22 protein-coding genes (1 of these 22 running past the window's edge) are annotated in these 24,977 nt (G+C 58.8%); 9 read left to right on the forward strand and 13 right to left on the reverse strand.

Annotation, left to right across the window (positions count from 1 at the left end):
- Window positions 1-55: 55 nt before the first annotated feature.
- Entirely contained in the window at window positions 56-1,381 is a 1,326-nt protein-coding gene (locus I6L35_RS06535; RefSeq protein ID WP_206665121.1) for a 6-phospho-alpha-glucosidase, read from the reverse strand.
- A complete protein-coding gene (locus tag I6L35_RS06540; RefSeq protein ID WP_216980251.1) occupies window positions 1,378-2,967 on the reverse strand; it encodes an alpha-glucoside-specific PTS transporter subunit IIBC in 1,590 nt (529 codons plus the stop codon). Before I6L35_RS06540 ends, I6L35_RS06535 begins: the two co-directional genes overlap by 4 nt.
- A 282-nt stretch (window positions 2,968-3,249) precedes the next feature.
- On the opposite strand from I6L35_RS06540, the gene I6L35_RS06545 reads away from it, so the two are divergent.
- Both I6L35_RS06545 and I6L35_RS06550 read left to right on the forward strand, forming a co-directional pair.
- On the forward strand, window positions 3,250-3,957 hold the full coding sequence (locus tag I6L35_RS06545) for a GntR family transcriptional regulator (protein WP_216979828.1): 708 nt from the start codon (window positions 3,250-3,252) through the stop codon (window positions 3,955-3,957).
- A 156-nt stretch (window positions 3,958-4,113) separates the two neighbouring features.
- Window positions 4,114-5,331, forward strand: coding sequence for a 4Fe-4S binding protein (locus I6L35_RS06550; protein WP_216979829.1), 1,218 nt, complete (start codon window positions 4,114-4,116; stop codon window positions 5,329-5,331).
- A gap of 124 nt (window positions 5,332-5,455) precedes the next feature.
- Here the strand turns inward: I6L35_RS06550 and I6L35_RS06555 are convergent, their stop codons facing one another.
- Window positions 5,456-6,220, reverse strand: coding sequence for an EAL domain-containing protein (locus tag I6L35_RS06555; RefSeq protein WP_216979830.1), 765 nt, complete (start codon window positions 6,218-6,220; stop codon window positions 5,456-5,458).
- Between the two features lie 304 nt (window positions 6,221-6,524).
- Here I6L35_RS06555 and I6L35_RS06560 point away from each other — a divergent pair, with 304 nt between their 5' ends.
- Window positions 6,525-7,277, forward strand: coding sequence for a hypothetical protein (locus tag I6L35_RS06560; protein WP_216979831.1), 753 nt, complete (start codon window positions 6,525-6,527; stop codon window positions 7,275-7,277).
- A gap of 68 nt (window positions 7,278-7,345) precedes the next feature.
- Here I6L35_RS06560 and glyS read toward each other — a convergent pair whose 3' ends face one another.
- Together glyS and glyQ are read right to left on the reverse strand one after the other, a co-directional pair.
- Window positions 7,346-9,427, reverse strand: coding sequence for a glycine--tRNA ligase subunit beta (gene glyS / locus I6L35_RS06565; RefSeq protein ID WP_216979832.1), 2,082 nt, complete (start codon window positions 9,425-9,427; stop codon window positions 7,346-7,348).
- A gap of 9 nt (window positions 9,428-9,436) precedes the next feature.
- On the reverse strand, window positions 9,437-10,360 hold the full coding sequence (gene glyQ, locus I6L35_RS06570) for a glycine--tRNA ligase subunit alpha (protein WP_005339464.1): 924 nt from the start codon (window positions 10,358-10,360) through the stop codon (window positions 9,437-9,439).
- A gap of 222 nt (window positions 10,361-10,582) precedes the next feature.
- On the opposite strand from glyQ, the gene I6L35_RS06575 reads away from it, so the two are divergent.
- A complete protein-coding gene (locus I6L35_RS06575) occupies window positions 10,583-11,155 on the forward strand; it encodes a DNA-3-methyladenine glycosylase I (protein WP_216979833.1) in 573 nt (190 codons plus the stop codon).
- 129 nt (window positions 11,156-11,284) lie between these two features.
- Window positions 11,285-11,941 (forward strand): OmpA family lipoprotein, encoded by a 657-nt coding sequence (locus I6L35_RS06580; protein WP_005339468.1) that lies wholly within the window; start codon window positions 11,285-11,287, stop codon window positions 11,939-11,941.
- Between the two features lie 144 nt (window positions 11,942-12,085).
- On the opposite strand, the gene I6L35_RS06585 is transcribed toward I6L35_RS06580, so the two are convergent.
- Together I6L35_RS06585 and tusA are read right to left on the reverse strand one after the other, a co-directional pair.
- Window positions 12,086-12,433: a RidA family protein gene (locus I6L35_RS06585; protein ID WP_021229265.1), complete on the reverse strand. Its 348-nt coding sequence runs from the start codon at window positions 12,431-12,433 to the stop codon at window positions 12,086-12,088.
- Window positions 12,434-12,454: 21 nt separating this feature from the next.
- Window positions 12,455-12,700 (reverse strand): sulfurtransferase TusA, encoded by a 246-nt coding sequence (gene tusA, locus I6L35_RS06590; protein ID WP_216979834.1) that lies wholly within the window; start codon window positions 12,698-12,700, stop codon window positions 12,455-12,457.
- Window positions 12,701-12,869: 169 nt separating this feature from the next.
- Between tusA and I6L35_RS06595 the strand changes: the two genes are divergently transcribed.
- The gene (locus I6L35_RS06595) at window positions 12,870-13,061 is read left to right on the forward strand and encodes a hypothetical protein (protein ID WP_005339471.1); all 192 of its coding nucleotides are present in this window, start codon (window positions 12,870-12,872) and stop codon (window positions 13,059-13,061) included.
- A gap of 75 nt (window positions 13,062-13,136) precedes the next feature.
- Here I6L35_RS06595 and I6L35_RS06600 read toward each other — a convergent pair whose 3' ends face one another.
- From I6L35_RS06600 to I6L35_RS06625, 6 genes are all read right to left on the reverse strand, one after another.
- Window positions 13,137-14,375 (reverse strand): ABC transporter substrate-binding protein, encoded by a 1,239-nt coding sequence (locus tag I6L35_RS06600; protein ID WP_216979835.1) that lies wholly within the window; start codon window positions 14,373-14,375, stop codon window positions 13,137-13,139.
- Between the two features lie 4 nt (window positions 14,376-14,379).
- A complete protein-coding gene (locus I6L35_RS06605) occupies window positions 14,380-15,825 on the reverse strand; it encodes an ATP-binding protein (protein ID WP_005339474.1) in 1,446 nt (481 codons plus the stop codon).
- Window positions 15,822-16,544, reverse strand: coding sequence for a response regulator (locus I6L35_RS06610; RefSeq protein ID WP_005339475.1), 723 nt, complete (start codon window positions 16,542-16,544; stop codon window positions 15,822-15,824). The genes I6L35_RS06605 and I6L35_RS06610 overlap by 4 nt, the downstream gene beginning before the upstream one ends.
- 278 nt (window positions 16,545-16,822) lie before the next feature.
- Entirely contained in the window at window positions 16,823-18,007 is a 1,185-nt protein-coding gene (gene fadA, locus I6L35_RS06615; RefSeq protein WP_198493551.1) for an acetyl-CoA C-acyltransferase FadA, read from the reverse strand.
- Window positions 18,008-20,155: a fatty acid oxidation complex subunit alpha FadB gene (fadB, locus tag I6L35_RS06620; protein WP_216979836.1), complete on the reverse strand. Its 2,148-nt coding sequence runs from the start codon at window positions 20,153-20,155 to the stop codon at window positions 18,008-18,010. It abuts the gene before it with no gap.
- Between the two features lie 212 nt (window positions 20,156-20,367).
- Window positions 20,368-22,305 carry an acetoacetate--CoA ligase gene (locus tag I6L35_RS06625; protein WP_216979837.1) on the reverse strand — a complete coding sequence of 646 codons (1,938 nt, stop codon included), beginning with the start codon at window positions 22,303-22,305 and terminating at the stop codon, window positions 20,368-20,370.
- A gap of 191 nt (window positions 22,306-22,496) precedes the next feature.
- On the opposite strand from I6L35_RS06625, the gene pepQ reads away from it, so the two are divergent.
- The 3 genes in view from pepQ to I6L35_RS06640 are tightly spaced (at most 36 nt apart) and all read left to right on the forward strand, a layout consistent with a single transcriptional unit that may run on beyond the window.
- Window positions 22,497-23,819, forward strand: a complete 1,323-nt coding sequence (gene pepQ, locus I6L35_RS06630) for a Xaa-Pro dipeptidase (RefSeq protein ID WP_216979838.1) — start codon at window positions 22,497-22,499, stop codon at window positions 23,817-23,819.
- On the forward strand, window positions 23,819-24,436 hold the full coding sequence (locus tag I6L35_RS06635; protein WP_216979839.1) for a YigZ family protein: 618 nt from the start codon (window positions 23,819-23,821) through the stop codon (window positions 24,434-24,436). Before pepQ ends, I6L35_RS06635 begins: the two co-directional genes overlap by 1 nt.
- Window positions 24,437-24,472: 36 nt before the next feature.
- Window positions 24,473-24,977, forward strand: the start of a protein-coding gene (locus tag I6L35_RS06640) for a TrkH family potassium uptake protein (RefSeq protein WP_216979840.1). Its footprint extends 953 nt past the window's final position; only the first 505 of its 1,458 coding nucleotides appear in the window; the start codon lies at window positions 24,473-24,475; its stop codon lies beyond the right edge, outside the window.

The raw sequence follows: 24,977 nt of genomic DNA on the forward strand, positions 1-24,977 counted from the left end.
GTTGCCAACACGAAAAACCCCCTCTGTCACGAGGGGGTTTTTGTTTATGGGCGGTTTATTTCAGTTCCGGCCAGTAGGCTTTGTTGGCCTCTATCAAGTCATCGAGAATGGACTTGGCCACCGATGCACTGGGCACTGTCTTGGAGAGGGTGATGGCTTGCCACAGTTTCTGGTAAGAGTGCTCAACCCAGGCTTCGACCACCAGTTTCTCGACCGCGACCTGCTGGCCCATCATGCCCTGCTGGAACAGCGGGATGCTGCCCACCTGCAGCGGCTCAGGTCCGCTGCTGCCGACCAGGCAGGGGATCTCGACCATGGCTTCCGGGTCAAAGTTGGGGATGGCGCCGCGATTGGGAACGATCAGCAGCATCCGCTCCTGAGTGTTGAAGGCGATGGCGGTTGCCAGGTCAACGATATAGGAGGCGTGTTCATCGATCTCCAGCTCGCCCGCTGCTGAATTGCCTGCCTTGACGATGTCGCTACAGGCGGTGAAGACCTGCTTCTCGCGGTGCTCCATCACCTCGTTGGCGCGGGTGTGTTCCGGGTTGGAGTGGGCCACCACATAGTCCGGGTAGAGGTAGTACTTCAGATAGGTGTTGGGCAGGGTATCCGGGTCGAGCGCCCACACATCCTTTGCCTTGGCGAAGGTATCGTTCCAGCTTGCTTCGGCATGGCTGGCGCTATTGGGCACATAGCCGTGGCGGGCGACGTGCTCCTTGATCTTCGGCATCAGGTCGTTACCTTCCAGATCCTCGATGCGGGTCCACCAGCCAAAGTGGTTGAGGCCGTAATAGCGTACCCGCATCTCTTTGCGGGATTTGAGACCGGCAATCTGGGCCATGCGCCCCTCGATCCCGATCGGCATGTCGCAGATGTTGAGGATTTTGGCGTTGGGACGCAGGCGACGGGTCGCTTCGGCGACGATGGCGGCCGGGTTGGAGTAGTTGAGCATCCAGGCATTGGGTGAGTACTGCTCCATATAGTCGACCAGCTCCAGCACCCCGCCGATGGAGCGCATGCCGTAGGCGATACCGCCCGGGCCGCAGGTCTCCTGACCGACCACCCCATGACGCAGCGGGATCTTCTCGTCCAGCTCGCGCATCGGATATTTGCCAACCCGGATATGGGCCATGACAAAATCTACATCGCTAAATGCTGCTTTGGGGTCGGTGCCATAGCTGAAGGCGATCTCGGGAGCCTTCTCTTTCAGCAAGATTTTGCAGGCTTCGGCGATGATCTCCTGACGGGCACCATCGTTGTCGTAGAATTTGATCTCCTTGAGCGGGAAGCGATGTTGATTTTCCAGCAACATCAGAACGATACCAGGAGTAAAAGTGCTGCCACCACCGGCAATGACTACAGAGAATTTTTTCATGATCATGACTCCATTACTAAAGACGATTGTTGATGACTGTTGTTCATAATCGATTCCATATTTTCACGTACCTGAGGTACATGCAGACCGATAATTACCTGGATACTATCGCCATGGCGGACGACCCCATGGGCACCCAATTTAATAAACTCCTCATCTGCTGCTGCCAGCTTGCTGTTAACCAACGATATTCTTAAGCGGGTGGCGCAGTTATTCAGACTGTGTATATTTTTGATTCCACCAAGCGCTTCGATAATTTGTGTTGCACTATCACTGCCACGCTGGTTTTTGGCTGCCTGATAATCTGATTTTGAATAAAGCTTTATTTCACTGTCTTCCCGGCCCGGTGTTTTAAGATTGAGTCTGATAATCAGCGCGCGGAATATCAGGAACCAGATTCCGGTAAAGACCAACCCGATAGCGATCTGGGTGAACATCATTCCCGCATGGTTGTGGAACATGGGTATCCAGTTCTGCGGCAGGAACTGGTCGAGCAGACCTCCACCCATGTTGCCGACCACACCAAACAGGTACATCACAGTCGACATGGTGGCTGCCAGCAGGGCGTGGATGGCAAACAGCAGCGGCGAGATGAAGAGGAAGGTGAACTCCAGCGGCTCGGTGATACCGACCAGAATGGCGGTCAGGGTGGCCGGGATCAGCAGGCCTGCCACCTTGGCCTTGTTCTCTTTGGCTGCCGTGGCATAGATGGCCAGAGCAATCCCCATGGCACCGAAAATCTTCGAGTTGCCGTGCAGGGCAAAGCCACCCTGAGGGAACTGTTCAATCAGCGGGCGAGTGCTCTGGCTGAACTCCAGCATGTGCTGCGCCCAGTAGAGTTGAATGCCCCCCTCTACTGCCGCTGGGCCGAAGATGAAGGGGCCGTAGATAAAGTGATGCAGGCCGGTCGGGATCAAAATCCGCTCGAGGAAGGTGTATACCCACACCCCGACCGGACCCGAGACCAGCATGAAATTCTGCAGGGAGGCGATGCCCATCTGTACTTTTGGCCAGCCAAGCAGGGTCAGCCAGGCACAGGGGATCATCACGAAGAAGGCGACAATGGTGACAAAGGAGCTGCCCTGAAAGATGCCGAGAAAGACCGGCAGTTGGCGATCAAACAGGCGGTTGTGCAGTGCCGTCACGATGCCGGAGATGACGATGGCTCCTATGATGCTGGTATCCAGGGTTTTGATCCCCGCTACCATGGCGAGGCCACTTTCACCCCCTACATCCTGACTGAAGTCGACCCCGAAATAACTGCCCCAGGTCATGCCCATGGCGTTGATAAAATAGTTCCAGGTCATGAAACTGACCAATACAGCCAGACAGGCTCTGGCTTGTGCCTTATTTGCCAGACCGATTGGCAGGCCAATCGCAAATATAAGCGGCATATTCCTGAATACTGTCCAGCCACCTTCTTCAATAATATGGATGATCTGGAAGAATAATCCTTGTGGGTTTGCCAGTGATTCACCGACAAACATCGGGTTTTTCAGCATAATTGCAATGCCTACTACCATACCTGCAAAAGGAAAAAGCAGTACAGGAGTGAACATTGCTCCGCCAAAACGTTGAATTTGACTGAGCATATATTGTCCCTTGGTTGAAATAGCTAATCGAATCCTTGCCGGTGTTGCCTGATGCAAATTAGCAACGATAAAAAGAGACCTCATGAAATATCTTGGAATAATGTGATCTGACGCATGCAGTTATTTAGACAAAGATGTCTAACTTTTGCGATATTGTTGTACCTCTTGGTTTTGTGATGTTCTTGCAGCTTTAGTTTAAATTTAAGTTATTGTTTTTATGCAATTTATCCACTTGCTTAAGAATAAGATGGTTGGCGTTGTGACCACAGGAGATGTCTAGCAGTGATCTATAAATCGGTGGCTGATCGACTCAGGATCAGGGTAAACGGTGCCGAGTGTCGGGTGGGAGATGTGTTGCCGGGCGAAAAAGCGCTGGCAGAACAGTATGGCGTCTCCCGCATGACCATCCGCAGAGCGGTAGATATGTTGATCGAGTGGGGATTGGTCGAGCGGCGCCACGGCAGCGGCACCTATGTGACGAAAAAGGATGTTCAGCATGAGACCAAAGGTCTGAGCGGGTTTACCGAACTGATGCGCGAGCAGGGGCGCACATTGACCAGCCAGGTACTGGAGTTTCGTACCATGCCCGCGCCACCGGCCATCGCCAGTCAGCTGAGGGTTAAGGTGAATGAACCCGTCTATTACTCAAGCCGGATCCGCTCGGTGGATGGTCGGGCTCTGCTGCTGGAAGAGAGCTATATGCCGGTCAGACTGTTTCGCAATCTGTCGGTCGCCCATCTGGAAGGGTCCAAATTCGACTACATCGAACGGGAGTGCGGCATCGCGATTGCGGGCAACTATGAGTGCTTCAGTGCCGTGCTGGCGGATCGGGTTACTGCCGAGCAGCTCCATATCGAGCAGGGAGCCCCTATCCTGCGGCTCACCTCACTCTCATACAGCGAGAGCGGAGAGTTCCTCAACTACTCCATCATGTTCCGTAATGCCAACGACTATCACGTTGACTACCACCTCCACCGTGCCCGCGGCTAGTTCCTGGCTGGTGAGGCGGCGTGTCGTTGAAAGAGGGGAGAGCCTGCGAGGGAGGCATTGGCCATAACTCCTCCCTCGGCCCATGCAGATCAAAATAATCAACTCAAATGTTAGTTATCCTTGCTGCCGGATCCGGATGTAGGCAGTGGGGGATGCATGAGCGTGATTGAAGCGATAACCATGGTGGCCGGTATGGTTTATCTGGTGCTGTTGGCGTGGCAGGTACGCACCGGCTGGCCGGGGCGTCTTGCGCTCGGCCTGCTGGGGCTGGTCTGGTTGCTGGTGGCGGATAGCCTGCTCTGGCTCGCACTGGGGACGGTCACCGCCGTGCTTGCCCCCCGGCACCAGAGGCGGCCGCTGCCCGCCCTGGAAGCGCTCGACAGCCAGTGGCTGCGGGCGCGCACTCGCCATCTGCTGCTGCTCTGCTGGGGGCTGGTCACAGTGCAATACAGCCTGCATATCTGGCAGTTGGGACAGGGGATGAGCCCCTGGCTGGTGCGCCCGGACGTGGTGGATGCCTTCCTGCCCATCGCCGGTGGCCTCGGGCTGCGGGCCTGGTTCGCGCAGGGGTTGGTGGATCCCCACCATCCGGCGGCCACCGTCACCGTACTGGTACTCTCCCTGTCGGCCCTGCTGCTGGGGCGGGCGTTCTGTGCCTGGTTCTGTCCGCTCGGGCTGGTGGGGGAATGGCTACATGGCCTGCGCCACCGGTTGCTGCCGGGGGAGTGGAGCCCGCCGCGCTGGCTGGATCTTGCCCTGCGCACCCAGAAATTTCTGGTGCTCGGCTTTCTGCTCTTCATCATCCTGCTGGCGGTGCCGGCTGCTGCCCTGCCCGGCTACTTCACCAGCCCCTACCATCAGGCGGCGGATATGAAGATGGGGGCTTTCTTCTTCAACCTGACCCTGATCTCGGGTCTGTGCCTCGGCTGGGTGTTGCTGCTTACCGCGACCTTTCGTCAGGGATTCTGCCGCTACCTTTGCCCCTATGGCGCCTGGCTCGCCCTGCTGGGGCTACTGACGCCGCTGCGCATTCGCCGCGACCCGGCCCGCTGCCTGCGAAGCCAGGGTCACGGCTGTGACAAGTGCAGCCGGGCCTGTCCATCGCGCATTGCGGTGCACCAGCTTATCGCGGTACGCAGCCTGGAGTGCACCGGCTGCCTGAGCTGCGTGGCCGCCTGCCCCAAGCGGGTCGAGGCCCTGCACCTTGGCAGCAAGGTGCATCGGCTCGCACCAAGCCGTTTGCTGGGGCTGCTCTGCCTGTTGCTGCTGGTGCTGCCGTTGCTTGCGTATGGCCTGCTGGAGATCTGGGTCAGCCAGACGCCGCTGGCGATACGGGCTCACCTGTTGCAACTGTTGCCACAGCTGACCCATTAACCGGGGAGGGTGACTGTGTGACCATGGCGCAAGGTCACAGGGTATGCACATGGACACCCTCGGGTGTCCGTTTTCTTATTCGGGTGGGAGTGGGCTGAGGGGGAGGCAGTGCAGACCGACTGGCTTACAGGCTGGCGAAATCCACTTCCGGCAGGGTTTCGAAGCCGGGGCGGGCGAACAGGTAGCCCTGCATTAGGCTGATGCCCATCTCCCGCAGGCAGGCCATCTCTTCGCGGGTCTCGATCCCCTCCGCCAACGGGATGATCTGCAGCTCGGCAAACAGTGCCAGACAGTGGCGCACTATGGCTTGCCGGGTCGGGTCATGGTCGATGCCCCGCAGCAGGTGCATATCGAGCTTGACGATGTTGGGGTGAAAATCGGCCAGCAGGTTGAGGCCCGAGTAACCGGCGCCAAAGTCATCGATTGCCGTCTTGAAGCCGAGGGCCTGATAGTGATCGACGATGCCGCGAAGATGCTGGCTATCCTGCACCTGCTCCACCTCGGTCAGCTCGAACATGATCTGCTCGATGGGAAAGAGATGCTCGCGGGCCGCCTGCAGGGTGGTGCGGATGCAGCGCTCCGGGCGGTAGACCGCATTGGGCAGAAAGTTGATGCTCAGCATTCCCCGCATCTCGAGCCGGGCGGCCAGCGCGATGGCCTTGATCCGGCACAGCTGGTCGAAGCGGTAGCGATTGCCGTCGTTGACCCGGGCAATCACGCTCTGCGCGGGTTCGTTGTTGAGCCCCCGCACCAGCGCCTCGTAGCCGAAGATGGTGCGCTGGCTGCAATCGACGATGGGCTGAAAAGCCATGGTGAAGTCGAAGTCGAGATCGGCTTTCTCCTGACACAGCTGGCAGATGGCGGGGGATGGGGCGGCAGGTATATCCATGACTTTCCTCTTGGGCGTGGCGGCGCTGGGCACTGCCTCAAATGATAACAGCTGATCACCCCCCCTGTAGGTTCGATTAGCGCAGCGTAATCGGACGCACGAGAGGCTTTGATTACGGTTGTTGCCGTGAAACAAGATCGGCCAACTGGAGGGGGGAATTCGGCTGGCCGTTATGGCGGGAGAGTGGATTTACGCGAATGTCCGATTACGCCTGGCGGCTAATCGAACCTACTGAGGTGATAATTCTTCGCTAATTAAGCCTGTAGCTTTATTATTAGCATTGCTAAAATATGGAGCGAAGTCTATGGGAAAGCGAAATTTTATTATTGTGATGTTTTGTGTGTTAGTTTTGGTTAGTGCTCCGTTACTTCTCTACATCTATATATTTGCACCAATCTCACACTATTCATTATCTACATCTGATCAAGCGTGGTCGAATTTTGGTAGTTTTATTGGTGGCACAATAGGAACTACTTTTTCTTTTTTAACATTTCTTGGCGCCGCGTTTGCAGTTTACTATCAAAAGAAGCAATTAGATGTACAAAAGGCGACAATTAAATTAGATGAAGTTCATAGCTTACTTTCTAGAGTTTCTGAAAGACTAGATGTATTAATTTATACTAATCCGCAGTTATATCCTCATCAATACATTGAGTTGAATGAACTTGAGCCAGAAATGAAGGCTTATATAGAAGGGAGTTTTATTAGTGTGTTGGCAGCATTAGGTACTTTATCTTTGAGAAAGAAATATAGCAAAAATCTTAATGTGTCTGACTCAAATATACCAGATGGTTTTATATCTAGCCTTTTACAACAAAGTGCCTCATTAATAAATTTTGAGTTAAATACTTATGGTCGTTTGTTATCAATATATAAAACTAGTGATGGTGATCATGAGTTTGTTGAATTTTATGTAAATAAATACTCAGCATTAATTTGCTGGTTGAATGTAGTTGGATTACTCAATGCGCCATTAATTAATGAGCATGTTGACTTTAGTGTATTAGAGCATGTCCTTGTAGGTAATAATTTCAAAGATTATTCATCTGCTATTTAGACTTTATGGTTTTTTATAAGAACGGCGCCTTTACGGCGCCGTTCTTAATATCACTGATTCAACCAAAATCACTGCAGCAGGGAGATATCCGCGACTTGCAGGAACAGGTTACGCAGGTTGTTCAGCAGTGCCAGACGGTTGGCCTTGAGGGCTTCGTCGTCGGCCATCACCATCACTTCGTTGAAGAAGGTGTCGACCGGCTCGCGCAGGGCGGCCAGACGGGTGAGGGCTGCCTGATAGTCACCGGCAGCGAACAGCGGGGCCAGTTCGGCTTGCAGTTCGGCAACCTGGGTGGCCAGCGCCTTCTCGGCGGCATCGACCAGCAGTTCCGGTTTGACGGCAGTCGGCAACTCGCCTTCGACCTTGGCCAGAATGTTGCTCACGCGCTTGTTGGCGGCAGCCAGTGCCAGTGCGGCATCCAGCGTGCGGAAGTGGCTGACGGCCTTGACGCGACGATCGAAGTCGAGCGGACGGGTCGGGCGGCGTGCCAGTACGGCCAGCACCACGTCGGCACCGATGCCTTCGTCCTGATAGGCGGCGCGGAAGCGGCCCAGCATAAAGTCGACCACGTCGGTGACGACGGTTTTGTTGGTCAGCTTGTCGCCGTAGACGCGTACCGCTTCTTCAACCAGTTCAACCAGATCCAGATCCAGCTGCTTCTCGGTCATGATACGCAGGGCACCGATGGCGGCGCGACGCAGGGCGAACGGGTCCTTGTCACCCTTCGGCAGCATGCCGATGCCGAAGATACCGGCCAGAGTGTCGAACTTGTCGGCCAGCGCGACGGCGCAGGCAACCAGACCGGACGGCAGGGCATCGCCGGCAAAGCGCGGCATGTACTGCTCGTTGAGGGCCACGGCCACTGCTTCATCTTCGCCATCGTGACGGGCGTAGTGCATCCCCATGACACCCTGGGTGTCGGTGAACTCGCCGACCATGTTGGTCATCAGGTCACACTTGGAGAGCAGACCGGCACGGCGGGCCTGAGTCACGACGGCATTATCGCCACCACTGATGCGCTCGGCGATAAAGCCGGCAACGGTCTCGATGCGCTCGACCTTGGCCTTGACGGTACCCAGCTGTTGCTGGAACAGCACGGTTTCAAGGCGCGGCAGGCGGGAGGCCAGGGTCTGCTTGAGGTCGGTCTTGAAGAAGAACTCGGCGTCAGAGAGACGGGGGCGAACCACCTTCTCGTTGCCGCTGATGATCTGGCTCGGGTCTTTGGACTCGATGTTGGTGACGAAGATGAACTTCGGCAGCAGCTTGCCGTTCTTGTCGTAGACCGGGAAGTACTTCTGGTCACCCTTCATGGTGTGCACCAGCGCTTCAGCCGGCACGGCCAGGAACTTCTCTTCGAAGTTGGCGGTCAGCACCACAGGCCACTCGACCAGTGCGGTCACTTCTTCCAGCAGGGCGTCGTCCAGATCGGCTACGCCACCGAAGGCGGCAGCGGCCGCTTCGACGTCAGCCTTGATCTTGGCCTTGCGCGCCATGAAGTCGGCAATCACCATGCCGCGCTCCTGCAGGATCTGCGGGTACTGGCTGGCGTTGTCGATGGTGAACTCGCTCTCGCCCATAAAGCGGTGACCGCGAATGGTGCGGGCTGAGTCGATACCCAGAATGTGGGCGGGAACCAGCTCGCCATCCAGCAGCAGGGTCACGGTGAAGACCGGACGCACGAACTGGATGGTCTTGTCGCCCCAGCGCATCATTTTCGGGATCGGCAGCTTGGCCAGCGCAGAGGCGACCAGTTCGCCCAGCAATTCTTTGGCCGGACGGCCTTCAACCTTGGCGGTGTGAACCAGCCACTCGCCCTTGTCGGTGACCAGACGCTCGGCCTGCTCAACGGTGATGCCGTTGCCACGGGCCCAGCCTTCGGCAGCCTTGGTCGGCTTGCCTTCGGCATCGAACGCCTGCGCTACGGCCGGGCCGCGCTTCTCGACGCTCTTGCTCGGCTGTTCGCCAGCCAGCTCGCTTACCTTCAGCGCCAGACGACGCGGTGAAGCAAACCACTCGATGTCGCCGAAGGCCAGATCGGCCTTGGTCAGTTCGGCTTTGAAGTTGTCGGCAAAGGCTTCGGCCAGGGAGCGCAGGGCTTTGGGCGGCAGCTCAGCAGTACCGATCTCTACCAGAAATGTATGTTGTGCCATGTCCGTTCCTTAACCTTGCTTGTTCTCACTGCGCTGACACATAGGGAAGCCCAGCGCTTCGCGGGAGGCGTAGTATGCCTCTGCCACGGCCTTGGTCAGGGTGCGAATGCGCAGGATGTAGCGCTGACGCTCGGTGACCGAGATGGCCTTGCGGGCATCCAGCAGGTTGAAGGAGTGAGCGGCTTTGAGGATGCGCTCGTAGGCAGGCAGCGGCAGCGGTTTTTCCAGTGCCAGCAGATTCTGGGCTTCCTTCTCGTACTGCTCGAAGCAGTGGAACAGGAACTCCACATCGGCGTGTTCGAAGTTGTAGGTGGATTGCTCCACTTCGTTCTGGTGGAACACGTCGCCGTAGGTGGTCTTGCCCAGCGGGCCGTCAGACCAGACCAGATCGTAGACGCTGTCTACGCCCTGAATGTACATGGCCAGACGCTCGAGACCGTAGGTGATCTCGCCGGTGACCGGCTTGCACTCGAGGCCGCCAACCTGCTGGAAGTAGGTGAACTGGGTCACTTCCATGCCGTTCAGCCACACTTCCCAACCCAGACCCCAGGCACCCAGGGTCGGGTTTTCCCAGTTGTCTTCCACGAAGCGGATGTCATGGATTTCAGGATCCATGCCCAGCTCTTTCAGGGAGCCCAGATAGAGTTCCTGAATGTTGTCGGGGGAAGGCTTGATGATCACCTGGAACTGGTAGTAGTGCTGCAGGCGGTTCGGGTTTTCACCGTAGCGGCCGTCAGTCGGACGGCGGGACGGTTGCACGTAGGCGCAGGCGATGGGCTCCGGGCCCAGGGCACGCAGACAGGTCATGGGGTGGGAAGTACCGGCACCCACTTCCATATCCAGCGGCTGAATGATGGTACAGCCCTGGCGGGACCAATAGTCCTGCAGCTGCAGGATCAGGCCCTGAAAGGTTTTGACATCGAATTTTTGCATAATTTTTTTCGCGCGAAGTGAAAATCAGAGCAAGATTTGCTGAATGTGAACCGAGGGAGTATACCGTCTGGCATGGTCGGATAATAGGCGAAATTGCAGCGGATTCGCGGGATGGTGCTGCGCTCTGGCTGGTCGGGCGGGATGTCCGGTATATGATGTGAGCAGTGCCGCCTGCAGAGTGGGCAGGGTCGGGCAAACCGCTGAAATAACGAGGGAGAGGAAATGGAACTGCGCTGCGCCTGGGTGACCAAGGACCCGGAATACATTGAATACCATGACAAACAGTGGGGCAGGCCGGTCTATGACTCGCGTGAGCTGTTTGCCAAGCTCTGCCTCGACGGCCAGCAGGCGGGGCTGTCGTGGATCACCATCCTCAAGCGCACCGAGAGCTATTACCGCGCCTATGCCGACTTTGATCCGCAGCGTATCGTGCAGTTCGACGAGCAGGATGTGGAGCGGCTGATGCAGGACAGCGGCATCATCCGCAACCGGCTCAAGGTGCAGTCGATCATCAGAAATGCCCGCGCTTATCTAGCGTTGCAGGAGCAGGGGATCGACTTCGCCGACTACCTGTGGGGCTTTGTCGGCGGCGCCCCCATCGTCAACCAGCGGCAGGGCAACGGCGATATTCCGGCGACCTCGCCGGAGTCGGATGCCATGTCGAAAGCGCTCAAGAAGCTCGGCTTCAACTTCGTCGGCAGCACCATCTGTTACGCCTTTATGCAGGCGGTGGGAATGGTGAACGATCATCTGGTCAACTGTCCTTGCCACGCCGAGTGTCAGTTACCGCGCTGACAGTCCGCCGATTGCACAAAAAAACACCACTCTCGCCATCTGTTCAGGCTTGCGTCAGACAATGGCGTGCCAGCGCGTTACAATCCGGCCCCCGGCATGGTGCCGGATTGTTTTCACAGAGGTTTTTTCATGCGAGCCAAGATCCTGGTGCCTGCTCTGGCACTGACCGTTGCCCTGAGCGGCTGTACCACCAACCCCTACACAGGTGAATCCCAGACCTCCAAAGGTGCCTGGGGCGCGCTGGCTGGCGCCGCTGCTGGTGCGGCCGTAGGTGCGCTCTCCTCCAGCAAGGGTGACCGCAAGAAGGGCATCCTGACCGGCGTTGCTGCTGGCGCGGCCCTGGGTGGCGGTATCGGCTACTACATGGACGTGCAGGAAGCCAAGCTGCGCGAGAAGCTGCAAGGCACTGGCGTCAGCGTGACCCGCAATGGCAATGAGCTGATCCTCAACATGCCGAACAACGTCACCTTCGATAGCTCCAGCTCCCAGCTGAAAGCGGCCGGTGCCAACACCCTCTCCGGCGTGGCCATGGTGGTTGCCGAGTTCGACAAGACCCGCCTGAACGTGGTCGGTCACACCGACAGTACCGGTTCCCGCGACCTGAACATGAAGCTCTCCCGCGATCGTGCCGATGCCGTTGCCGCCCAGCTGATTGGTCAGGGCGTAGCAGGTAGCCGCATCTCCACCACCGGCGTGGGCCCGGATCAGCCGGTTGCTACCAACAGCACCGCCGCTGGCAAAGCCCAGAACCGCCGCGTGACCATTACCCTGACCCCGACCGCCTAAGTCGTTCAGGTTTCGGTAACGAAAAGGCCCCGCCAGTAATGGCGGGGCCTTTCTATTGGCGCAGTTGCGAGCAATGGCGCCTTGTTGTTTGCTCCCTTCTCACCTCGTGGGAGAAGGGGCGGGGATGAGGGGGATAAGCGCCTCTTAGACCGCCGCTGTCAGCTGCACTTCCACCTTGTAGCCTTCGTGGGCGAGGCGGGCTTGTACGCAGGCGCGCACGGGTGCGGTGCCAGCCGGGATCCAGGCATCCCACTGCTCGTTGAAGGCAGCGATGTCACCAATGTCTTTGAGATAGATATTGGCCATCAGAATTTTGTCTACGCCGGAGCCGTTGGCTTCCAGCAGGCGTTGCAGGCTCGCCAGCACTTCGCGGGTCTGCTGGTGGATGTCGGCCTCTTCGCTGACGGGCACTTCCACCACGTAGAGGGTGCCATTGTGGATGACGACGTCTGACCAACGCTGGGTGGTGCCGATTCGGGTAATGGTTGTCATGGAGTGCTCCGGTACGGGGGCTTAGTGACCCTTGCGGATCAGATAGCGGTAGGGGGCCTGCTCTGTCTCGCTGGCGACCAGGGTGTGATCCATAAAGCGGCAGAAACTGGGGATGTCGCGGGTGGTTGAAGGATCGTCGGCGCTGACCAGCAGGGTCTCGCCATCCGCCATCAGCCGCACTTTCTTGCGAACCATCATAACGGGTTCCGGGCAACGAAGCCCGATTGCGTCCAACTCGTGGGTCGCATCGCAGAATAAATCACTCATCTATTATCAACCTTCAACCTATTCGGCTGCCAATGATACTCAGGGCTAAAAAATAATCAAACAAACGCCCCATCAACCAGCATATGTAACCGAAATGTTATTCGACCCTATCCAGCTTGCGCCGGACGAGTAATATAAAAATTGAACCATATTCAACAAGGAGGTGAATATGCAGGTCTCCTACGGCAGATTACAAGCCTATGCAGGCATGGGGTTCTTGTCCTTCGCCATGATAGTGATGGGCAGCCCGATCGGGAATACCGGTACCTGGTTCGGCTCCATGGTGATGGTCGGGTTGGGGCTCTGGATCGAGCTCAGCGATTACTATGACGAGGATGAGGACGAGAACGATCAATCCTGAATCGGATGGCGATTCAACAACAAAGGCGGAGCAATTCCGCCTTTGTCATTTCTGCCGTTTGGCAATGTGCCCGGATCAGCGGGTCGAGCGCATCGCCCGCTCCAGATGCAGCGCCGTCTGCTCCGGGTTGGCCTTGGGGTCGTTGAAGAAGTTGCTCAGCACATCGAGGATTGCCTGCCGCATATTGGTCGGCGTCGCCATCCCTTCCGCCATGCTGGGCAGCAGGTTGTCCTGTTTTTCCGCCAGCAGGAAATCCTGATACGAACGGACGGCGCAGCGGTCGAACTTGCTCATGTCCGGTTGGGTCAGTGCCGGAATTGACCCCTTCACCCGGTTGAACTCTTCCTGGAATTTCGGCGTCATCAGCAACTGGGCCAGATCGCCCTGTGCCTGCAGCTGGGCCGGATCCCGCTGCTTGAACATGGCGATGGAATCGAGGTTGTAGCTGAACAGCCCCTCGCTGCCCGGGCTCGGCAGACAGACTATATCTTCACCGGGCCGGTAGTCTCCGGCACTAAGTTCTCCCTTCACCCAGTCCCCCATCACCTGCATGGCGGCGCCGCCGCTCTCCAGCAGATTGGTGGCCTGATGCCATTTCAGACCGGCGTATTTTTGCGGCACATAGGCGCGCAGCTGCTGGAAGCGGGTCAACACCCGCACCATGTTGGGGCCGGTCAGGGTAGCGCTGTCCTGCTCGAGGAACGCCTTGCGATAGAATTCTTTTCCGCCCTCACCGAGTGCCACCGTTTCAAACAGTACCGCCAGCTGCCAGGGCTCGTTGCCGATGGCGAGCGGGGTGATGCCCCGTTTTTTAAGCTGGTCGGCGACGGTGACAAACTGGGCCCAGTCGGTGGGGGGAGTCAGCTTGTTGCGCTCGAAAATCTTGCGGTTGAGCCATAGCCAGTTGACCCGATGGATGCCGGTGGGCACGGCCATCAGGGCGCCATTCTGGCTGAGGGTGGCACGCACCATGGGCGGCATCTGACTGTACCAACCGAGGTGCTCCGCCATCGGGGTGAGATCGCGTAAAAAGCCGAGCCCGGCCCACTCCTTGAGCTCGTAACCCTTGAGGTGGGCCGCTTCGGGCGGGTTGGCCGCCAGCGCCCGGCTCTTCAATACCGTCATGGCGCTCTTGCCGCCGCCGCCCTGTACCGCGAAGTCGTTCCATTGGTTGCCCTGTTTGGTCCACTCGGATTTGAGCACTTCGACCGCTTTCGCTTCGCCGCCGGACGTCCACCAGTGCAGCACTTCCACCTGGGAGGCGGCAACGGGAGCAGAGAGCAGGGCGATGACAGAAAAAGACAACCACTTCATAAGGTTACTGCCTTGGTAGGGAGAGCGTGGCCTGCAGGCCACCTTGCGGACGGTTTTCCAGCACCAGATCGCCACCGTGGGCGTGGGCTATGTTGCGGGCGATGCCAAGGCCGAGGCCGGTGCCAGCCTGATCGGTACTGAGCCGGTAATAGGGTTCGAAGATACGCTCGAACTGATCGTCCGGCAGGCCGGGGCCCTCATCCATGATGAAGAGGATCAGCATCTCCTCGTCATCCATGATGATGATGCGCACCCGCTGGCCGTACTTGATGCCGTTGTCTACCAGATTGCCGATGCAGCGCTTGAGCGCCAGCAGCTTGCCGCGGTAGGGCCACTTGCAGTGGCCTTCGATGGTCAGCCGCTCGTCGTGCAGGTTCATCGACTCCGCCATCTGCTCAAGCAGGGCGTTGATGTCGATCTCCTCGATATTCTCGTGAATGTCGGTCTCTTTGACCGTCTGCAGCGCCCCTTTCACCATCAGCTCCAGCTCGTCGAGATCCTTGTTGAACTTGGCGATTTGCACCTCGTCGTCGAGCAGTTCGACCCGCAGTCGCAGTCGGGTGATGGGGGTCTTGAGGTCGTGGGAAATCGAGCTGAACAGCCGCTCTCTATCGTCGATATAGCGACGGATGCGGTGCTGCATGATGTTGAAGGCGCGGGTCGCCGCCACGATTTCCGATGCCCCTTCCTCCTTGAGCGAAGGCTGATCGATATCTTTGCCGAGATTGACCGCCGCCTTGGCGAGACGGCGCAGCGGGCGGGTCTGCCAGCGCACCAGCATAAAGGTGAAGAAGCAGAGGAACACCGTCATCAGGGCGATGAAACGCACCTGGTTGCTCGGCATCACGGTATCGTCGAGGGTCATGTAGGGGGCGGGCAGCAGGGCCGCCAGATAGAGCCACTCCCCCTTTTCAATCTCGATCTGGGTCACCAGTACCGGTGGATTGAGCGGCTCCAGCGACAGGGTGTAGCGGGCCCAGGAGGAGGGAAGATCCGCCAGCAGGGTGTCGTTGTTGAAGACGTGGAGGTCATCGGGCCGGGAGAAATCCACCTTGATCGCCATGGCGTCGGAGAGCTTGCGGGTCAGCACTCCCTGCACCTCCTCCAGCACCTGTGTCTTGCGTTCGCTGTCGGGGATGGCGTTGATGTGGATCTCTTCCTCGTTGAGCGAGACGAAGAAGCGGCTGCCCCCCATGTTGCGCAGCTGGTCCAGCGCGATATGGCGATACTGTAGCGGCAGGGATTTGAAGAAGTTGACGGTGGAGGCGGCAGACATGGCGAGGTTGCGGGTGGTGCTGAGCATCCCCTCCAGTTCCCGCTTCTGGATCTGCTGCATCCAGATGCCGGTCAGAATGGTCTGGGAGAGCAGGATGGCCAGCAACAGCAGCAGGATCATCCGTGACAACAGGGAGCGGGGTACCAGCGCCCCCCAGGACCACTTGTTGCTCATGGCAGCTCGTGCACCTCGGCAATCAGCATGTAGCCACTGCCGCGAATGGTCTTGATGATGCGCGGGCTCTTGCCGTTGTCGCCCAGCTTCTGGCGCAGACGGCTGATCTGCACGTCGATGCCGCGCTCCATCGGCAGACTTTCGCGACCGCGGGTGGCATCCGAGATGGTGTCGCGATCCAGCACCACGCCGGGCTGTTGCAGGAACATGCCGAGCAGCATGGCATCGCTGCCGGAGAGATCCAGCAGGCTGCCATCGTCATGGGTCAGCTGGTGGCTCAGGGTGTCGAGGGTCCACTCGGCAAAACGCAGGCGGCGGCTCGGCTCTTTCTCTTTTTCCGGCTGGCGGAATTCGGCGCGGCGCAGCAGCGCCTTGATGCGGGCCTGCAGTTCGCGGGGGCTGAACGGCTTGGCGATATAGTCGTCGGCGCCGAGTTCGAGGCCGATCACCCGATCCGCTTCGTCGGAGGCGGCGGTCAGCATGATGATGGGCACCTGGGAGTCACGACGGATCTGCTGGCAGAGGGTAAAACCGTCCTCGCCGGGCATCATGATGTCCAGAATAATCAGGTCCGGGCTGTGCTGGGCGAGTTGCTGGCGCATCTCGTTGCCCTCCGCCGCCGTCAATACCTGAAAGCCCGCCCGGGTCAGGTACTCATTGAGCAGCTCGCGGATCTCTTGGTCGTCATCGACGATCAGCAGTTGTTTGCTCATTGACATATGTATGTGCATCCACCCATTTTTTTGTGCAGATTGAACCTGTCGGGGGAGTAAAAAGCAAGCAAGCCCCCTATCTAATGTGAGGTTTAAGGCAATAACAGCCTATTGATAAGATTAAAACGAAAAAAGGCCGACCCAAACGGGACGGCCAACAGACAGCTTCTGACCACTGACGAGCACCCCGTGTGGCGATCGTCACAGACTTGAAAAGGGGCCAGTCAGACTGGCCCCGAAAAGGGACAACTCTCAGTAGTGCATCCCGTCGATCCGGCTGGTTATCACACCCGTTCAAACACGGTGGCGATGCCCTGGCCCAGACCGATACACATGGTGGCAACCCCCAGCGTGGCATCCTTCTCCTCCATCAGATTGATGAGGGTGGTGGAGATGCGCGCACCGGAGCAGCCGAGCGGGTGACCCAGCGCAATGGCGCCGCCGTTCAGGTTCACCTTCTCGTCCACCTGATCCTGCAGACCCAAATCTTTCACGCAGGGCAAGGACTGGGCGGCAAACGCCTCGTTCAGCTCGAACAGGTCGATGTCACCGATGGTCAGACCGGCCCGTTTGAGCGCCTTCTGGGTCGCCGGAACCGGGCCGTAACCCATGATGGCTGCGTCGCAGCCGGCGATGGCCATGGCACGAACCCTGGCGCGCGGCGTGAGGCCGAGGGCCTTGGCACGATCCGCGCTCATCACCAGCATGGCGGCGGCGCCATCGGACAGGGCCGAGGAGCTGCCGGCGGTGACGGTGCCGTTGACCGGGTCAAACACCGGGCGCAGCTGGCTCAGGGTTTCAACCGTGGTCTCGGGACGGATTACCTCGTCATAGTCGTAGAAGAAGCGGGCGCCACTGGCGTCATGGCCTTCCAGCCCGACGATCTCCTTGGCAAAACGTCCTTCCACGGTTGCCGCGTGAGCGCGGCGGTGGGAGCGGGCGGCAAACTCGTCCTGCTGCTGACGGCTGATGCCGTGCAGCTTGCCGAGCATCTCGGCGGTCAACCCCATCATGCCGGAGGCTTTCGCCACCGACTTGGCCATGCCGGGGTGGAAGTCAACGCCGTGGCTCATCGGCACGTGACCCATGTGCTCGACGCCGCCGATGATGAAGATATCCCCGTCACCCACCTGAATGGCGCGGGAGGCGTCGTGCAGCGCCTGCATGGAGGAGCCACACAGGCGGTTGACGGTCACCGCCCCCACCTGCTTCGGAATACCGGCCAGCAGCGCGGCGTTGCGGGCGATGTTGAAGCCCTGCTCCAGGGTCTGCTGTACGCAGCCCCAGTAGATATCCTCGATCTCGTTCGGGTCGAGGTTGGGGTTGCGCAGCAGGATGGATTTCATCAGGTGCGCGGACAGATCTTCTGCACGCACGTTGCGGAAGGCGCCGCCCTTGGACCGGCCCATCGGGGTCCGGATACAGTCGACAATGACTACGTCTTTCATGAATGGATCTCCTTTCCGCAATCAGTAGAAGGTTTTGCCCTGGGCCGCCATCTCACGCAGCTTGTCGCTGACGCGGTAGAGCGGGCCCAAGTCGGCATACTGGTCGGCCATGGCCACGTAGCGATCCAGACCAATGGTGTCCAGATAGCGGAACACGCCGCCGCGGAAGGGAGGGAAGCCCAGACCGTAGACCAGTGCGATGTCGGCTTCGGCTGGCGTGGCGACAATGCCCTCTTCCAGACAGAGCACCACCTCGTTGATCATCGGGATCATCATGCGAGCGATGATGGCTTCCTTGTCGAAATCCTGTTTCGGCTTGGCGATGGGGGCCAGCAGCTCGTAAGCAGCGGCGTCGGCCACCTTCTTCGGTTTGCCCTTCTTGTCCTGCTCGTAGGCGTAGAAGCCCTTGCCGTTCTTCTGACCGAAGCGATTCACTTCGTACATCACGTCGATGGCGGTGCGACCTTCCTTGCTCATGCGTGCCGGGAAGCCCTGCGCCATCACATCACCGGCATGGTGACCGGTGTCGATGCCGACCACGTCCAGCAGATAGGCGGGGCCCATGGGCCAGCCAAACTCCTTCTCCATCACCTTGTCGACGGCCGCGAAGTCAGCACCATCGGCGACCAGCTTGTTGAAGCCGAAGAAGTAGGGGAACAGCACCCGGTTGACGAAGAAGCCCGGGCAATCGTTGACCACCACAGGGGACTTGCCCATGGCGGCGGCATAGGCCACCACGCGGTTGATGGTTTCATCGGAGGTTTGCTCGCCGCGGATGATCTCCACCAGTGGCATACGGTGCACCGGGTTGAAGAAGTGCATACCGCAGAAGTTCTGCGGGCGCTTCAGCCCCTTGGCCAGCAGGGAGATGGGAATGGTGGAGGTGTTGCTGGCGAGCACGGCGTCTTCGCCGATGATTCCTTCCACTTCGCCCAGTACGGCGGCTTTCACCTTGGGATTCTCGACCACGGCTTCGACCACCACGTCCACGCCTTTGACGTTGTCATAGCTGAGGGTCGGAGTAATGGCAGAGAGCACCTGACCCATCTTGATGCCGTCGATGCGACCCTTTTCGAGCTGGCCGTTGAGCAGCTTGGTGGCCTCATTCATGCCAAGTGCCAGCGCCTTCTCGTTGATATCCTTCATCACCGCCGGAATGCCTTTGCTGGCAGACTGGTAGGCAATGCCGCCGCCCATGATGCCAGCACCCAGTACGGCGGCGTGGCCAGTGGCCTTGCTCGCCTGCTTGGCCGCCTTCTTGGCTAGCGCCTTGATGTGCTGATCGTTGAGGAAGATGCCGACCAGTGCCTTGGCGACATCGGTCTTGGCCAGCTTGATAAAGCCCTGTGCTTCAACGACCAGCGCCTCGTCACGGCCCATACCTGCGGCGGCCTCGACAGTTTTCACCGCAGTCATCGGCGCCGGATAGTGTTTGCCCGCCACGGCGGCAACCATGCCGGCGGCGGTGGTGAAGCTCATCATGGCTTCCAGTTTGGAGAGGCGCAGCGGGGCTTTTTTGGCGGCGCGACGGCTCTGCCAGTCCAGCTTGCCCGCGATGGCGTCCTTGATCATCTGCAGCGCAGCGCTCTGCAGTGCATCCGGGGCGACCACGGCGTCGATGGCGCCCACCTTGAGGGCGTCATCGGCACGGTAATCCTTACCGGTGGTGATCCACTCAAGCGCGTTGTCAGCGCCGATCACCCGCGGCAGACGGACGGTGCCGCCAAAGCCCGGCATGATGCCGAGTTTGGTCTCGGGCAAGCCAATCTTGGCGCTGGTGTCGGCCAGACGGAAGTCGGTGGAGAGGATGGTCTCGCAGCCGCCGCCCAGAGCGTGGCCCTTGATGGCGGAGAGGGTCGGAACCGGCAGATCTTCGATGGCATTGAAGATGTCGTTGGCCTTTTTCAGCCAGCCGAGCAGATCTTCTTGCGGCAGATCGAACAGTTCCAGGAATTCGGTAATGTCGGCACCGACGATAAAGGCGTCTTTGCCGGAGGTGAGGATCAGACCTTTTAGTTCACGTTCTTGTTGTAATGCGGCGATCGCTTCGCTCAGGGAGAGCAGGGTAGCGCGATCCAGCTTGTTGACTGAACCCGGGGCATCAAACCTCAGCTCGGCGATGCCGTTTTCGAGGTAGCTGACCGACAGGGTTTCGCCTTGGTAGATCATGAGAGTGTCTCCTTGTTCCCACTCAGTGGGGAGTGGTGCTCCTTAATCCCCAGCAGGGGGCGAGGCTCACTATTGATCCAAAAGGAGACATTTTCAACACCTATTTAAAACATTTGTTTAACAGTTGTCGAGTAAAAGCTCCTCATCACAAAACGGGCAAAAGAGAGGCGCCTTGCGGCGCCCCGGATACCCGGATAGATGTGAGTTTGTTATCAACTGGCCAGTTCCGGCCGGTTGCGATACTGGTTCAGCACCTCGGGATCGGCGAGGGCATGGGTGTTGTTAACCGGCCGGTTGTGTACCACTTCACGCACCGCCAGTTCGACGATCTTGCCGGACTTGGTGCGGGGGATGGCATCCACCTGCAGGATGCGGGCGGGCACGTGGCGGGCGGTGCAATGTTGCTTTATTTGCTGGCGGATCCGCTCGCGCAGCGGCTCATCCAGCTTGCAGCCAGCCTTGAGCTTGACGAACAGCACCACCCGCTCGTCCTGCTGCCACTGCTGGCCGATGACTATGCTCTCTTCTACTTCCTCCAACTGCTCGACATAGCGGTAGATCTCGCTGGTGCCGATACGCACGCCGCCCGGGTTGAGGGTGGCGTCGGAGCGGCCGTAGAACAGAATGCCACCGGTCGGGGTTAGCTCAATCCAGTCGCCGTGGCACCAGATGTTGTCGAACCGTTCGAAGTAGGCGGCGTGGTACTTGTCGCCATTTTTGTCACCCCAGAAGTAAATGGGCTGGGCCGGGAACGGCTTGGTACAGACCAGTTCGCCCTTCTCCCCCTGCACCGGCTGGCCCGCTTCGTTGAATACCTGCACCGCGAGACCGAGGCCGCGCCCCTGACTCTCGCCGCGATAGACAGGGCTGAGCGGGTTGCCGATGACGAAGCAGGAGCAGATATCGGTGCCGCCTGAGATGGAGCTGAGCTGCACATTCTGCTTTATCTGCTGATAGACGTAGTCGAATCCCTCCGGCGACAGCACAGAGCCGGTGCTGCAGATCAGCCGCAAGTACGGCAAGTCGTGGCTCTTGATGGGGGCATAACCCTGCTTGTGCAGCGCATCAAGATATTTGGCCGAGGTACCGAACAAGCTGACCTGCTCGTCACGGGCGAGATCCCACAGCACATTGCCATCCGGGTAAAATGGCGAGCCGTCATAGAGCACCAGGGTGGCGCCGGAGGAGAGGGCGCTCACCAGCCAGTTCCACATCATCCAGCCGCAGGTGGTGAAGTAGAAAATTCGCTCCCCCGGTTTGATGTCGCAGTGCAGTTGGTGCTCTTTCAGATGTTGCAGCAGGGTGCCGCCAATCCCGTGCACGATGCACTTGGGTTTGCCGGTGGTGCCGGAGGAGTAGAGGATATAGAGCGGGTCATTGAAAGCCATCGGCTCGAAAGCGAGCTGGGCACCGTGCTGGCTTGCCAGCACTTGCTGCCAGTCGTGACCAAGCTGCAGCGGGTTGCCGAGCAGGGGGATCATCACCGTCTGCTCTATGCTGTCGATCTGGCTGACGACCCCTGCCACTTTGTCCTGAATATCGATGGCCTTGCCGTTGTAGCGATAGCCATCCACGGTAAACAGCACCCGCGGCCGTGTCTGGCCGAAGCGCTCTACCACGCTGGCCTCGCCAAAGTCGGGGCTGGTGGAGGTCCAGATCGCCCCCAGACTGGTGGTTGCCAGCATGGCTACCACGGTTTCCGGAATATTGGGCAGATAGGCGGCGACCACATCGCCACGACCAATCCCATGATGACGCAGCCACTGAGCCAGCCGGGCAACCTGATCACTCAGTTCACCCCAGCTCAGAGTACGGCTTGGACCCCCTTCGATGCGGGATATGATGGCCGGGCTCTCGTCCTGACGGCGCAGCAGGTTTTCGGCGAAGTTGAGGCAGCTATCGGGGAACCAGCGGGTGCGCTGCATATCCTGACGGTTCTCCGCCACTATGTTGCCGAGCTCGCCCTTGACGCCACAGTGCTGCCATACCAGTGGCCAGAAACGGGTAGTCTTCTCCACCGACCATTGGTAAAGCTGCGGGTAATTCTGCAACTGCAAGCCGTGGAAACGGTTCACCTCCGCCATAAAACGGTAGAGGTTGGATTGCTGCATCCCGAGCGGATCTGGTTGCCACAGGCAGAGGTTGTCCATGAGTAATCCCTGACTTCATGTATCTACCGGCAGTGTATTGAATTGTTTTTGATTTGTTAATGATTGGTTTTCTGTTGATAACAAACACGTTTGTAACGTATGCGTTACCTCACGAAGCGGCAGCTTGACGGGTCGAGCCGCCAAGCTCTTGATGTTATGCTGCAATTACATTCACCTCGGAGCAGGACGCCATGAGCAGCTACAGCCAACTTTTTGCCCAGCACCTCGATACCTTGCAGCAGCGCAGCCGCGACATTCTGCAACAACAGGGGCTCAGCGGACTGGCCATCCACTCCGGCCAGACTCACCGTATCTTCCTCGATGATCAGGATTACCCGTTCAAGGTAAACCCGCACTTCAAGGCCTGGTTGCCGGTACTGGACAATCCCCATTGCTGGCTGCTGGTGGACGGGGTGAACAAACCGGTATTGCTGTTCTACCGCCCGGTGGATTTTTGGCACAAGGTGGCGGATCTGCCCAATGCCTTCTGGGTCGAGTTCTTCGATATCCGTTTCCTGACCCGGCCGGAACAGGTGGCTGATCACCTGCCAGCCAACAAACAGGAGTGGGCCTATCTGGGCGGCCATCTGGAAGTAGCCGAACTGCTTGGTCTGACCCAGCCCAATCCCGAGGCGGTGCTCAATTACCTGCACTATCACCGCGCCTACAAGACCCCCTACGAGCTGGAGTGCCTGCGTGAGGCGAACCGGATCGGGGTACGCGGCCATATCGCCGCCAAGGACTCCTTTATGGCGGGGGCGAGCGAGTTCGAGATCAATCTGGCCTACATGAAAGCGGTCGGGCAGGGAGCCAATGAGGCGCCCTACGGCAATATCGTCGCCATCAACCGCAATGCGGCCATCCTTCACTACACTCATTTGTCTGCCGTGCGGGTGCCGGATGCGGAGCGCCACTCCTTCCTGATCGATGCCGGCGTCGATTTCCACGGTTATGCCTCCGACATCACCCGTACCTGGGCGTGGCGGCGTGGCGAGTTTGCCGATCTGATTGCAGCCCTCGACGAGCAGCAGCAGGAGATCATCAAGGAGATCAAACCGGGTCGCCGCTACAGCGAGCTGCATCTGCAGATGCACCACAAGCTGGCGCGCCTGCTGCAAGCGACCGAGCTGGTGGACATGTCGGTTGACGAGATGATCCACACCGGGGTGACCAACGTCTTCTTCCCTCACGGCCTCGGCCACTTCCTCGGTCTGCAGGTACACGATGCGGGTGGTTTCATGCAGGATGAGCGCGGCACCCATCTGGCGGCGCCCGAGCTGTTCCCCTATCTGCGCTGCACCCGGGTGATGGAGGTGGATCAGGTGCTCACCATCGAGCCGGGACTCTACTTCATCGACAGCCTGCTGGAGCCGCTGCGTCAGGGCGAACAGGGCAAACGGGTCAACTGGAACAAGGTCGAGGCACTGCGGCCGTTTGGCGGCATCCGCATCGAAGATAACATTGTGCTGCACGCCAACGGGGTGGAGAACATGACGAGACAAGCAGGGCTCTGATGGCGGCTGCGTACTCCATTCCGGCTGCTTCATTGGAGCTCAGCGAAGAGATCAAGAAGAGCCGCTTCATTACCCTGATCGCCCACACCCCGACCGTCGAGGTGGCCAAGGGGTGGGTCAACGAGATCAAGCGCCAACATCCGACCGCTCGCCACCACTGCTGGGCTTTTGTAGCGGGCGCACCGCAAGATAGCCAGGTCTATGGCTTCAGCGATGATGGCGAACCGTCCGGTACGGCGGGCAAGCCGATCCTGGCCCAGTTGATGGGCTCGGGGCTCGGTGAAATCTGCGCCGTGGTGGTGCGTTACTACGGCGGCATCCAGCTTGGCACTGGTGGACTGGTCAAAGCTTATGGGGGCGGCGTGGGGGCTGCTCTCAAGCAGCTGCCAACCCTGCTCAAGGTGCCGCGTACTCCTTCCTCCATTCATTGCGACTATGGCGACATGGGCGTGGTCGAGTCACTGATAAGCAGTCACAACGGCGAGCTGCTGGCAGCCGATTACGGCCAGCAGGTCACCCTGCAGGTGGCGTGGGAGTCTGAAGTATGGGAGAGGGTTGACCGCGAATTGACCGATCGGACTCATGGGCGGGTATCCCTCCGTCCCTTAGATGGCTAGAATCCATCGCTCTTTACTTGGGGAAAGGGAGCTGTAATGCACATCCTGAGCATTATTCGCATTGTTGGCTTGCTGGTTGCGCTGTTCAGCTCGACCATGCTGTTGCCTGCGTTGGTGGCTTTTGGCTATCGGGATGGTGGTGGTGCCGAGTTCGTCAGCTCTTTTCTGATCGCCTTGCTGCTCGGCGTGGTGCTCTGGTTTCCCAACCGCTATCACAAGAAGGAGATGCGCTCGAAGGAGGGTTTCCTCATCGTGGTGTTGTTCTGGGTGGTGCTGGGCAGTGTCGGTGCGGTTCCTTTCATCATCAGCGATGTACCTGGCATGTCAGTTTCGGAAGCCTTCTTCGAGTCGTTTTCCGGTCTGACCACCACGGGGGCTACGGTGTTGACCGGGTTGGATGATCTGCCCAAGGCATTCCTGTTCTACCGCCAGTTGTTGCAGTGGCTGGGAGGGATGGGGATCATCGTGCTGGCGGTAGCCGTATTACCGTTGCTTGGGATCGGGGGGATGCAGCTCTATCGCGCCGAGATCCCCGGGCCTG

This window comes from Aeromonas sp. FDAARGOS 1405, from assembly GCF_019048265.1.
GTDB lineage: Bacteria > Pseudomonadota > Gammaproteobacteria > Enterobacterales > Aeromonadaceae > Aeromonas > Aeromonas veronii_A.

Bases quoted from the DNA above. Each gene is read 5' to 3' on its own strand.
- I6L35_RS06540 (WP_216980251.1), bottom strand. From the start codon at position 2,967: ATGCTCAGTCAAATTCAACGTTTTGGCGGAGCAATGTTCACTCCTGTA.
- fadB (WP_216979836.1), bottom strand. From the start codon at position 20,155: ATGATCTACCAAGGCGAAACCCTGTCGGTCAGCTACCTCGAAAACGGC.
- I6L35_RS06535 (WP_206665121.1), bottom strand. From the start codon at position 1,381: ATGATCATGAAAAAATTCTCTGTAGTCATTGCCGGTGGTGGCAGCACT.
- pepQ (WP_216979838.1), top strand. From the start codon at position 22,497: ATGAGCAGCTACAGCCAACTTTTTGCCCAGCACCTCGATACCTTGCAG.
- glyS (WP_216979832.1), bottom strand. From the start codon at position 9,427: ATGGCACAACATACATTTCTGGTAGAGATCGGTACTGCTGAGCTGCCG.
- tusA (WP_216979834.1), bottom strand. From the start codon at position 12,700: ATGAGTGATTTATTCTGCGATGCGACCCACGAGTTGGACGCAATCGGG.
- I6L35_RS06625 (WP_216979837.1), bottom strand. From the start codon at position 22,305: ATGGACAACCTCTGCCTGTGGCAACCAGATCCGCTCGGGATGCAGCAA.
- I6L35_RS06560 (WP_216979831.1), top strand. From the start codon at position 6,525: ATGGGAAAGCGAAATTTTATTATTGTGATGTTTTGTGTGTTAGTTTTG.
- I6L35_RS06605 (WP_005339474.1), bottom strand. From the start codon at position 15,825: ATGAGCAACAAGTGGTCCTGGGGGGCGCTGGTACCCCGCTCCCTGTTG.
- I6L35_RS06600 (WP_216979835.1), bottom strand. From the start codon at position 14,375: ATGAAGTGGTTGTCTTTTTCTGTCATCGCCCTGCTCTCTGCTCCCGTT.
- I6L35_RS06585 (WP_021229265.1), bottom strand. From the start codon at position 12,433: ATGACAACCATTACCCGAATCGGCACCACCCAGCGTTGGTCAGACGTC.
- I6L35_RS06580 (WP_005339468.1), top strand. From the start codon at position 11,285: ATGCGAGCCAAGATCCTGGTGCCTGCTCTGGCACTGACCGTTGCCCTG.
- I6L35_RS06550 (WP_216979829.1), top strand. From the start codon at position 4,114: ATGAGCGTGATTGAAGCGATAACCATGGTGGCCGGTATGGTTTATCTG.
- I6L35_RS06635 (WP_216979839.1), top strand. From the start codon at position 23,819: ATGGCGGCTGCGTACTCCATTCCGGCTGCTTCATTGGAGCTCAGCGAA.
- I6L35_RS06555 (WP_216979830.1), bottom strand. From the start codon at position 6,220: ATGGATATACCTGCCGCCCCATCCCCCGCCATCTGCCAGCTGTGTCAG.
- I6L35_RS06595 (WP_005339471.1), top strand. From the start codon at position 12,870: ATGCAGGTCTCCTACGGCAGATTACAAGCCTATGCAGGCATGGGGTTC.
- glyQ (WP_005339464.1), bottom strand. From the start codon at position 10,360: ATGCAAAAATTCGATGTCAAAACCTTTCAGGGCCTGATCCTGCAGCTG.
- I6L35_RS06575 (WP_216979833.1), top strand. From the start codon at position 10,583: ATGGAACTGCGCTGCGCCTGGGTGACCAAGGACCCGGAATACATTGAA.
- I6L35_RS06610 (WP_005339475.1), bottom strand. From the start codon at position 16,544: ATGTCAATGAGCAAACAACTGCTGATCGTCGATGACGACCAAGAGATC.